At 45.0% G+C, this 8,458-nt stretch carries 9 protein-coding genes; 4 read left to right on the top strand and 5 right to left on the bottom strand.

The window, feature by feature from the left end; all coding sequences use genetic code 11:
- Nucleotides 1–185: 185 nt before the first annotated feature.
- Both AAKU64_RS21750 and AAKU64_RS21745 read left to right on the top strand, forming a co-directional pair.
- Complete coding sequence (locus AAKU64_RS21750; protein ID WP_354335568.1) at nucleotides 186–833, top strand: DUF4272 domain-containing protein; 648 nt, start codon at nucleotides 186–188, stop codon at nucleotides 831–833.
- A gap of 194 nt (nucleotides 834–1,027) precedes the next feature.
- Entirely contained in the window at nucleotides 1,028–1,261 is a 234-nt protein-coding gene (locus AAKU64_RS21745) for a hypothetical protein (protein ID WP_354335566.1), read from the top strand.
- Between the two features lie 59 nt (nucleotides 1,262–1,320).
- Here AAKU64_RS21745 and AAKU64_RS21740 read toward each other — a convergent pair whose 3' ends face one another.
- Together AAKU64_RS21740 and AAKU64_RS21735 are read right to left on the bottom strand one after the other, a co-directional pair.
- Nucleotides 1,321–1,692: a hypothetical protein gene (locus AAKU64_RS21740; protein ID WP_354335564.1), complete on the bottom strand. Its 372-nt coding sequence runs from the start codon at nucleotides 1,690–1,692 to the stop codon at nucleotides 1,321–1,323.
- A 95-nt stretch (nucleotides 1,693–1,787) separates the two neighbouring features.
- A complete protein-coding gene (locus tag AAKU64_RS21735) occupies nucleotides 1,788–2,177 on the bottom strand; it encodes a nucleotide pyrophosphohydrolase (protein WP_354335563.1) in 390 nt (129 codons plus the stop codon).
- A 472-nt stretch (nucleotides 2,178–2,649) separates the two neighbouring features.
- Between AAKU64_RS21735 and AAKU64_RS21730 the strand changes: the two genes are divergently transcribed.
- Entirely contained in the window at nucleotides 2,650–4,731 is a 2,082-nt protein-coding gene (locus AAKU64_RS21730; RefSeq protein ID WP_354335561.1) for a M13 family metallopeptidase, read from the top strand.
- A gap of 203 nt (nucleotides 4,732–4,934) precedes the next feature.
- Here AAKU64_RS21730 and yoaA read toward each other — a convergent pair whose 3' ends face one another.
- Together yoaA and AAKU64_RS21720 are read right to left on the bottom strand one after the other, a co-directional pair.
- Nucleotides 4,935–6,974, bottom strand: coding sequence for a DNA repair helicase YoaA (gene yoaA / locus AAKU64_RS21725; RefSeq protein WP_354363009.1), 2,040 nt, complete (start codon nucleotides 6,972–6,974; stop codon nucleotides 4,935–4,937).
- A 118-nt stretch (nucleotides 6,975–7,092) separates the two neighbouring features.
- Nucleotides 7,093–7,293: a YdcH family protein gene (locus AAKU64_RS21720; RefSeq protein WP_322119213.1), complete on the bottom strand. Its 201-nt coding sequence runs from the start codon at nucleotides 7,291–7,293 to the stop codon at nucleotides 7,093–7,095.
- 118 nt (nucleotides 7,294–7,411) lie between these two features.
- On the opposite strand from AAKU64_RS21720, the gene AAKU64_RS21715 reads away from it, so the two are divergent.
- Entirely contained in the window at nucleotides 7,412–8,212 is an 801-nt protein-coding gene (locus AAKU64_RS21715; RefSeq protein ID WP_354335557.1) for a PP2C family protein-serine/threonine phosphatase, read from the top strand.
- Nucleotides 8,213–8,277: 65 nt separating this feature from the next.
- Here AAKU64_RS21715 and AAKU64_RS21710 read toward each other — a convergent pair.
- The coding region (locus AAKU64_RS21710; RefSeq protein WP_354335570.1) for a hypothetical protein at nucleotides 8,278–8,458 on the bottom strand (181 nt) is incomplete at its 5' end.

Genomic DNA, 8,458 nt, shown 5'->3' with positions numbered 1-8,458 from the left:
TTTTGGCATGTCCAGAACTGTACACACCCGTTTTCTTTTTTAGGTTTACGTCTTTACATCTTGTTACAATTCTCTTGTTTTTGCGTAAGTCCTACATATTTTATAAATCATTACATAAATTAATCAACAAAGTCCTTGTACTTACCTGACAATACTGGTTTGACCACAATCTATTTTGAATTTTTATGAATCCAGAAAGCCGTAAATTTCTCTCGGAGACCATACTGCATAAGCGAGGTATCCGCATCAATCTTCAGCTCCCTTTGATTGAATCAGATGAGGAGGTGAATTTGCGCAGCAAGGATGCCTTATTCCAGCGTTTAATAGCATTGTGGGCGGTGACTGGGGCAGCAGAGGCAGAGCACCCAAGCTATTTTCGCCAATACATAACAACACATCAAATGGCTTCGTATTTATCTGAACAAGAACACGCATTCTTATTTAGCGATGTAATGTCCAGTCAGGATAGAGCGCACTTTGCAATCCAGAAAGAGCGTCTGTTCTTCCTCGCTTGGTGTGCAGGCATCCAAGACGAGATTGAATTGAGTTTGCATGCATCGGACGTCAGCAAACTACAGCGTTTTTTCCCGCAAGCGATAGAACAAGCTAGCGTTCTGGAGAAAGCGATACAGCTGCGATCCAAATCACGCATTCTGGATTGGGCTGATTTACTATACCGGGTGCATTGGGCAGTACGCCATGCTAATTTGATTGGCAAGACAACCGTCGGCAATATTCGTTGCGATGTTATTCCAGAGTGGCATCATGCAGTCAATTGGATCACTGCCTATAACGAAGAAGACAATTGGGATCTGGTTGAAACGGACACCTGATTAAGTAGATAAGTGGAGGCTAAAATTTTAGCGCCAACGCTAACAACAACGAGAAAACACAAAATCATCTGGATTCGACTTCGCAATACTTACCAAATAGATATACTCCCCCTCTATTTTAGTAAAAATGACCTGCAGAGCAGAAAACATCTGGACGATTAAATATACCCACTATGAGTATCTAAATTAACACTATGAATATAAGCGCATTAGAAACCATCGTAAAGCGACAAAAGCCGGGTGCTAAGTTTGTCGTTTTTGCAGAGATGCTGGGGATGAGCATCCCTGCCTTTGATCTTCAGGCCAAGCAATGGATTGCTGAAGGTGGCGAGGGATTTCGTGTGACGGGGGTGCCATTTCGCAGAGTGATCGATGGAGAGTTTTTAATCCAGCGCATCACTCTGATCAAAGACGATATTGAAGAGTAAGCGATTCGTCTGGCAGTTTAGCTACTACATGTAAAAAACTAAACCGCATGCTCAAAATATTACACCCTGACTGCCGGTGCGCTATCGATATCGATCAAAGACTCGCGGCCTTTATCTGTAATCGCAAAACCACCCTCCGGCAGTGCCACGATATGCGCTTTTTTACCTAAAAACGTCGCCACATCGCTGCCGATCTGAGCCATAGGATCGGTGGAAATCATACGCAAACCTTGAATACAATTTTTGACGAACAAGGTTTGTAAACCTTTCTCGGTCATATCAAAACTGCCGTCTTTATTATGTTTGATATATTTCAAACCGTTTAAGCGCTTGGAGTTTCTGCCAATGCACGCGTTGGGACGTTCGTTTTTACGTAATTTGCTAATCAGCTCCAGCGCATTAAATTCGTCGATGGTCAGAGTGTCGTTCATAGTATTTCCTTGAAAATGAGGTATTCCGTGGTACTTACTACCCAAACCATTACAACCGTCTGCCCTGCTGGCAAATGAGTGAAAGGTTCGGGCCTTTATTCTTTCTTTGTTGCCATGGTATTGATGTTCGCGCCTAAAGCCGTGTATTTTGCAGTAGAGCCGTATGACTCCCCTGCCGGATAACGCAACTCATTTTTTGCTATCTTTTCTTGCGCCGCGGCGATCAGATCAATACCATTTTGCTCCGCTATGAGTAACAAATAGTGTAGTACATCAGCACACTCGTCCTTCAAATCTTGCTGAAAATGCGCTTCCTTTTGCAAGGCAGCGATCTGCTCTTCACTTTTCCACTGAGTCAATTCCAATAATTCACCCGTTTCTAAATGCAAAGAGATAATCAGATTTTTTAAATCATGAAACTGCTTCCAGTTTCGTTGATCTCTAAATTTGATCAAAGAATCCGTCAGCGATTGAAGATCAGACATGGCGTTGTTTTGCTCTACTTTTGTTCTAATTGTATGGAGATTGCTGACAAATACATCAGACATCAGCACTTAAGTTCGGCATTGTAATCTATGCGTCTGGCGATCCAGCACTCTTGTGTTGCAAAGCGACGCCACCAAACCTGATTTTCATTGCTTTTAAATAACGTAGGTATGGACAGGGGATTTGCCGCGCTTTACTATACTTTGCTGATTTTATTTTCAAACAGAGTCACGTACTTGAAAAAATAATTGAATTTTTAGGCAAATCGGCGAACTCTTTGGCCTTATTCAGGTCAATTAGATGCTGAATTGTCCGCTATCGCACTGGCTGCTACTGTTGACATTAACCTCAACAGCCACCGCTAGCGGTATCCGACCAAAATTTTCAAAACAAGTTGGAAAACGCATTCAGTAAAAAAGATCGTAGCAATAAAGACAAGCACTTCATTCCATCACCCCAGGAGATCAATTAGTGAAAGCTCACGTACTCAGCGCTATCGCGCTCATGTTTGCCGGCGCTACCAGCGTCTATGCTGATGAACCAGCAAAAGCTGCACCAGCTACACCAGCCAAATCTGCCGCATCCTCCGCTTCTGTTTTATTGTCTGGCATCGACAATAAATTCAATGACACCAGCGTGCGGGCGCAAGACGATTTTTATCGCCATGTAAATGGTTCCTGGTTAAAAACTGCCGAGATCCCAGCCGACAAATCGTCTGCTGGCGCCTTCATCGATTTGCGCGAAGCGACCGTTCCACGCATGCGCAGCATTATTGAAGGTTTGTCCAAGCAAAAACCTAAAGCAGGTTCTGAGGCAGCCAAAGTCGGTGATATGTATACGACCTACATGGATGCCGACAAGATTGAATCCATGGGGCTGAAACCACTGGAAGGCGATTTTGCCAAAGTTGCTGCGCTCACCGATAAAAAACAAATACCGGCATTTATCGCCGGTCTTAACCGCATTAGCGTTGGTGCTCCGCTGGATGTCGGCGTACACCAGGATAATAAAGATTCCACCAAATATGTGCTTGACATCGGCCAATCGGGTCTGGGCTTGCCGGACCGCGATTACTACTTAAAAGATGACGACGTCAAACTCAAAGACGCGCGCACGAAATATCTTATCCATGTAGAAAAAATGCTGAGCATGGCTGGTGATAAAGACGCAGCAAAAAATGCGGCTGAAATCCTGGCATTAGAAACAGAAATTGCCAAGATCCAATGGAGCAAAGTAGAACTGCGTGATCCAATCAAAGCGTATAACAAAATCGAACTTAACAAACTCGATGCATTAACACCAGGTTACGACTGGACAGGTTACCTCTCAGCATTAGGAGTACAAGGCAAGATCGATTACCTGATTGTCAGCCAGCCGACTTATCTGACAGCATTTAACACGCTGCTGCAAAACACATCGCTGGAGACTTGGAAAACGTATTTCAAATGGCATTTGTTAAGCTCTGCTGCCAGCCAATTGCCAAAAGCATTTGTGGACGAAAGCTTTGGTTTCTACAGCACAACTTTGCGTGGTGTGCCAAAACAAGAAGAACGCTGGAAACGTGGCGTGCGTCTGGTTGACTCTGGTTTGGGCGAAAGCTTGGGCAAACTTTACGTAGAAAAGTATTTCCCAGCGGCGAACAAAGCCAAAATGGAAAAACTGGTCAACAATCTGCTGTTAGCTTACAAACAAAGTATCGATACGCTGGATTGGATGAGTCCAGAAACTAAAAAAGAAGCCCAAGCCAAACTGGCAACCTTCATGCCCAAAATTGGTTATCCAAACAAATGGCGTGATTACTCTGCGTTGAATATCGTCAAAGGCGATGCAGTTGCCAACTTGCGCAATGCTCGTTTGTTCGCTTCCCAAGTGGAATTAAATAAATTAGGTCAACCTATCGACCGTGACGAATGGGGTATGACACCACAGACAGTCAATGCCTATTACAACCCGGAGATGAATGAAATCGTCTTCCCGGCAGCGATTTTGCAACCACCATTCTTCAATGCCAAAGCAGATGACGCAGTCAACTACGGCGGCATCGGCGCGGTGATCGGCCATGAAATTAGCCATGGTTTTGATGATCAAGGTGCGCAATATGATGGCAAAGGCAATTTGCGTGACTGGTGGACCAAAGACGATCACGTGAAATTTGCGGCTAAAACAGCGACATTGGTCAAGCAATACAGCGCGTTCAGTCCTATCCCTGGCTACTTTGTGAATGGTGAGCTGACTCTGGGCGAAAACATTGCAGATAACTCTGGTTTGGCAATCGCCTACAAAGCCTACCATTTATCACTGGGCGGCAAACCAGCACCCGTCATCGGTGGCTTAACAGGCGATCAACGTTTCTTCATGGGCTTTGCTCAAGTATGGCGTGGCAAAATGCGTGAAGCATCGACTATCGTTCAGTTGAAAACAGATCCACATTCACCTGGCGAAATCCGTGCAAACGGCAGCTTGCGCAACATGGGTCCTTTCTATAAGGCCTATGATTTGAAAGAAGGCGACAAGATGTATTTGGCGCCAGCAGAGCGCGTATCAATCTGGTAATCCAAATTACTCAATCGCTGAACGACTAAGCGGTTGAGTAAGTAAAAGGGACGCAATTTGCGTCCCTTTTTTATGGAGTAAAAATTTAAATCAGCTGTTTTCTTTTACAGCAATATAAATATACTCCCAAAAAAATATTCATTAATACATCGTATTGTCCATATAATCCCTGGACGATTAAAAATTACTACCCCAGAGTATAGTTACTCAACTAACTTTGGCGCGTCTACCAGCCGTTTAAAAAAGTCTTGTACTACACTGAGTTCACGGGTGCGGGTGAACGCAGGCAAGCTTTGCCAGATTCGTTTGCCATAGGGCTTAGAGATCAGGCGAGGATCGCACAACATCAATACGCCTTTATCCGTCTCGTCCCGAATCAGGCGGCCTGCGCCCTGCTTCAGATTAATGATCGCCTCGGGCAGTTGATGATGCACAAAACCGTTCAAGCCTTTTTTCTCCATGGCCTCGATACGCGCCGCCAACACCGGATCATCCGGCGGCGAAAACGGTAGTTTGTCGATCACGACCAGCGACAAAGCATCGCCACGCACATCAACGCCCTCCCAAAAACTTTGACTTCCTATCAGCACGCCATTTCCAGCTGCGCGGAACCGGTCTAACAATTCAGTACGTCCGGCATCACCTTGGACAAATAAGGGGAAAGGCAAATCACGTTGTTGGAATTCTTCCCGCAAGCGTTCAGCACAATGCTTGACTGCCTTAATCGTGGTGCACAATAAAAAGGTTTTACCGCCAGCAGCCTCGATGACAGGTAAAGCGGCATCCACAACGGCATCGGTATATTCACGTGAATTTGGTTGCGGCATGCCCTCTGGTACGTACAAAATCCCTTGCTCGGCATAGTTAAACGGACTAGGCCAAGTTCTGGCGGGTTCGTTCCATAAGCCCATTTGTGACACAAAATGGGTAAAGTCATTTTTGACTGCCATCGTCGCCGAGGTAAAAATCCAGGTGCGCGGCACACCTTCTCGCTGTTTATTAAAAATCGGCGCTATCGATAACGGCGTCCGATGTAATTGCAAAGAAGTAGAAAACGCTTCTACCCACAGGACATAGTCGGCCTTTTCTAACTTATCAGCGACACCCGCCTTAGTAGAATTGCTTTTTGGTGGCTCGGGTTCTTTCCAGTCATTGATCTTGCTGTTCAGATCAATTGCACGGACACGGCATTGCTCCAGTGTCTCGGCACGGACAGCTTGTTTTTCCAGCACGGCGATCATGTCATCCATCGCATCTTTGAGTGTTTCTAAGGCAGGAAAAAACTCACTAGACGGCGCAATTTGCGACAATGATAAACGCACTATATCTTGAGGAAATGCGAGGCGCAAATCGCGTGCTGCACGCTCGACCGGCGCCACCAGCTTAGCCCACTCAGCGCCGTCACGGGCATGAGACAGGCCTTCTGCCAACACATCGCGACATAATTCCAAGACCTGCGAAGTGGATATCGTTTCACCAAAGAACAACGTCGCGGTATCTGGCAATTGATGTGCTTCATCAAAAATAACCGTGTTAGCAGAAGGCAGTAACTCGGCAATGCCAGTATCTTTTAAGGCCACGTCAGCAAAAAACAAATGATGGTTAACCACCACCACATCGGCCTGCTGCGCCTCTTTACGCGCCTTCATGACAAAACAATCCTGATAGTACTGACACTCCGACCCCATGCAGGTGTCTTTAGTGGAGGTCACCAGATTCCAGACCGATGCGGTTTCTGGGACGCGCGCCAGCTCGGCTTTATCGCCGCTGCTGGTGGTTTTCATAAATCGGGAAATATCGCGCAGATAACCAACATCTTCACGCGATGTGAGACGTCCATTTTGCAGAGTCCGCTCTAAGTGAAAATGACACAAATAGTTAGCACGACCTTTGAGCAAAGCAATCGAGACGGGTGCTTTTAACACCTTTTTAATCATGGGAATATCTCGCAAGAACAACTGATCTTGCAAGTTTTTGGTGCCGGTAGAGACAATGACCTTACCGCCCCATAGCAAGGCCGGCGTCAAATAGGCGTAGGTTTTACCGGTACCAGTGCCCGCTTCTGCCAGCAAGGTTTTTTGACCGGAGATCGCGCTGGCAATCGCTTTTGCCATTTCGGTTTGCGCCTGACGCGGACGATATCCTTTAATCGAAGTACTTAAAGCGCCCGTCAATCCAAAAATCTGTTCAACTTCGTCGTCATGAATGCCCGGAGCATTCGTTTCTTGTGTCTGTTCAGTCAAAATAAAAGGTGCCAGTGATGTCGGTGATGACGATGTGCGTGTAGATCAAACGCGTATAAATGATAGCCTCAGAGGCGATTTCTATTTTAACTTTCGCGAGTGCAAAAAAAACAAGGTATTAAGCAGGTACATCTGGCATCATTTGCATTTTTAAAAGAGTAATATGATCCTTGAGTTGTAATTTACGTTTTTTAAGCCGACGTAATTGCAATTCGTCATGATTAATATCTTTAATCAAGGTATCAATGACGATATCTAAGTCACGATGTTCGACTTCCAGCTCGATAATGCGCTGTTGTATTTGTTCTGGATGGCTCATAGTCGTCCGGTTGCGAGTAGAATGAAGTTTAATTTGGGCAACAGTATTCGTGAAAATTGTTTATCATCAATTATTACTGCTTATTACTGATTTACATTAGTTTAATCTACCAAGACGTATGAGCCAATATAAGATCGAAGCTGGCACCGGACAACACATTGGTGACAGGAAAGAACAACAGGACAGAGCTGCCTTATTCGCAGCACCGCATGCCCCTGGCTATATGATGGCAGTGGTCGCTGATGGTATGGGCGGCAAGAGTGGCGGTGCGTTAGCGGCAGAACAGGTGATTCGCACTTCAAAATTTTTGTTTGATGAATTTTATCCTACTAACGACGTAAAACAATTATTAGAAAGCATCGTTAATGAAGCCCACACGATTATTAAACTTAGCGGCGTTTCATCTGAAAAAGAACCTCACAGTACATTTGTCGCGCTGGTAATTACTCCTAATAAAGAGGCAATTTGGGCATATGCTGGCGATTCTCGTTTATATCGCTTTAGTGGCCCTAACTTTGCGGAGAGAACCAAAGATCACTCCTACGTTGAACGCTTGGTTGACGAAGGGAAAATCACTGCAGAAGAGGCCAAGACCCATCGTATGTCAAATATTTTGGTCAATGTTTTAGGTTCAAGCACAACCGCACCTTATATCGGTTTTGGACAACGTAGTGATTTAAAAGCAGGTGACTCTTTTCTGATTTGCTCTGACGGGCTTTGGCATTATTTTACTGATGCAGAATTGTCCGCCGCAGTTGCAGCAAATACCCCACGTCAGGCATCTGAACTACTCATCAGAAAAGCACGTGAAAGATCGGACGGACATGGCGACAACTGCACCTTCGCGATCGTCAAACTGGTAGATCAACCGGAAGAAGTTAAAACTTATGTCGCACAAAAAATGAGACGTGCTGTATAAAATACATAGTTTATAAGCTAGCCGATTAAACAAAAAAACGGTGTCTTTTAAGACACCGTTTTTTGTTATAAAGCGCTGATCAAACAGACACTTTGAGCCTGTAAGAAATTCTGTGTAAATGCCACGGAACAACTTAGTGGTCGTATTGTTAAGTGGTCGTATTGTTGAATACGGTCACCAAACTCAATCATAAATCGATTCAGCGCCATACGCCAATTCTGAATGGGCATCGTCCATTTTTTTGAT

This window comes from Undibacterium sp. GrIS 1.8 (assembly GCF_040544445.1).
Lineage (GTDB): Bacteria > Pseudomonadota > Gammaproteobacteria > Burkholderiales > Burkholderiaceae_D > Undibacterium.
The sequence above is the reverse complement of the archived record's forward strand: the minus strand, read 5'-3'. Positions and strand labels throughout refer to the sequence as shown.

Bases quoted from the DNA above. Each gene is read 5' to 3' on its own strand.
- AAKU64_RS21740 (WP_354335564.1), bottom strand. From the start codon at position 1,692: ATGAACGACACTCTGACCATCGACGAATTTAATGCGCTGGAGCTGATT.
- AAKU64_RS21735 (WP_354335563.1), bottom strand. From the start codon at position 2,177: ATGTCTGATCTTCAATCGCTGACGGATTCTTTGATCAAATTTAGAGAT.
- AAKU64_RS21720 (WP_322119213.1), bottom strand. From the start codon at position 7,293: ATGAGCCATCCAGAACAAATACAACAGCGCATTATCGAGCTGGAAGTC.
- AAKU64_RS21745 (WP_354335566.1), top strand. From the start codon at position 1,028: ATGAATATAAGCGCATTAGAAACCATCGTAAAGCGACAAAAGCCGGGT.
- AAKU64_RS21715 (WP_354335557.1), top strand. From the start codon at position 7,412: ATGAGCCAATATAAGATCGAAGCTGGCACCGGACAACACATTGGTGAC.
- AAKU64_RS21750 (WP_354335568.1), top strand. From the start codon at position 186: ATGAATCCAGAAAGCCGTAAATTTCTCTCGGAGACCATACTGCATAAG.